Source organism: Streptomyces luteolifulvus (assembly GCF_008806595.1).
Classification (GTDB): Bacteria; Actinomycetota; Actinomycetes; order Streptomycetales; family Streptomycetaceae; genus Streptomyces; species Streptomyces luteolifulvus.
The window spans coordinates 1-894 of sequence record NZ_VZRB01000103.1 but is presented as its reverse complement, the minus strand read 5'-3'; the positions used below and the strand labels follow the sequence as shown (position 1 = coordinate 894).

Below are 894 nucleotides of genomic sequence, written 5' to 3'. Positions count from 1 at the left end.
GTGTAAGAGGTCCTAACAGAAGTGGTTGATCATGTGACTGTTGACTTGTCCGCTCGTTGGTGTGGTCGTGGGGAAGAGACAGTCGCGGCCGTGGATCGTGTCGGACGAACTATGGGCGCTGGTCGAGCCGTTGCTGCCCGAGCCGGGTCCGAAGCTGGTGGAGGGGCGGCCGAGGGTGCCGGATCGGCAGGCGTTGTGCGGGATCCTGTTCGTGCTGCACACCGGCATCCAGTGGGAGTACCTGCCGCAGGAGCTGGGCTTCGGTTCGGGCATGACCTGCTGGCGGCGGCTGGCCGCGTGGAACGAGGCCGGGGTGTGGGACCAGCTGCATGTGCTGCTGCTGAAGAAGCTGCGGTCCGCCAAGCAGCTGGACTGGTCGAGGGCGGTGATCGACTCCTCCCACGTGCGGGCCGCTCGGCGGGGCCCAAAAGCGGGCCCAGCCCGGTCGACCGCGCACGGCCGGGCAGCAAGCACCACGTCATCACCGACGCCCAGGGCATCCCGCTCGCGGTGTCGCTGACCGGCGGCAACCGCAACGACGTCACCCAACTCCTGCCCCTGCTCGACAAGATCCCCGCCGTCGCCGGGACCGTAGGCCGGCCCCGACACCGGCCCGACGCGCTGCTCGCCGACCGCGGCTACGACCACAACAAGTACCGGCGCCTGCTGTGGGCCCGGGCATCCGCCCGGTCATCGCCGAACGAGGCCAGCCCCACGGCTCCGGCCTGGGCATCTTCCGGTATGTCGTCGAACGCACCATCGCCTGGCTGCACGGCTTCCGCCGCCTGCGCATCCGTTGGGAACGACGCGACGACATTCACGAGGCATTCCTCGGCCTCGCCACCTGCCTCATCACCTACAGACACGTCCAACGCCTTTGTTAGGACCTCTAAG

1 pseudogene is annotated in these 894 nt (G+C 68.2%); it reads left to right on the top strand.

From position 1 onward, the window contains the following. The first annotated feature begins 67 nt into the window (after window positions 1–67). Window positions 68–884: pseudogene (locus F7R91_RS41770) on the top strand (IS5 family transposase). Window positions 885–894 lie beyond the last annotated feature (10 nt).